1 protein-coding gene is annotated in these 481 nt (G+C 68.2%); it reads left to right on the top strand.

What is annotated here, in order from left to right:
• Positions 1–481, top strand: a 481-nt coding sequence (locus AC1EJR_RS27345; protein ID WP_477147861.1) for a toxin VasX, incomplete at both ends; no start/stop codon positions are given.

Genomic DNA, 481 nt, shown 5'->3' with positions numbered 1-481 from the left:
GAGGATGGCTACTACAGGAGCATTCCCGCGGCGACCGTCGTATCGGAAAGCTCAAGATCGCTCAAGCCTTGCAGTGACGCCGGACACGTGGAACTCGCCGGATGCATCGGCATCCCGGACGCCACGCAGGCAGGCATCGTCTGGTTCGGTTACTCCGACGTGCAATGGACGCGAAGCGTCATGGACGCGCACAGGGGGGCCGCCGGCAAGCCGCTGCGTGAACTGCATATGCGTGCCTTCGATGCGGGCGCGTGGGCCAAGGCGCACCAAACCTCACCAGGCAAGCCGCCCGGCAACGGGCGGGGCAACACGCCCCATGCGGTGCCGATCGGCGCCCTGGCCACCACCGTGGCCGACTACGTAACTGTCGCAAGATCGGCGCCGGTCGGGCCCCGCGCCTTCATGCCGCCTTCCGCGCCGAACTTTGGTGGACGCGTAGGGCGGACCGATGCCACCCAATCAGCCTGCCGCCGCCGCAGCC

Source organism: Cupriavidus sp. 05T42 (genome assembly GCF_056396345.1).
Note: the sequence above shows the minus strand (reverse complement) of the source record. Positions and strands in the feature narration are given on the sequence as shown.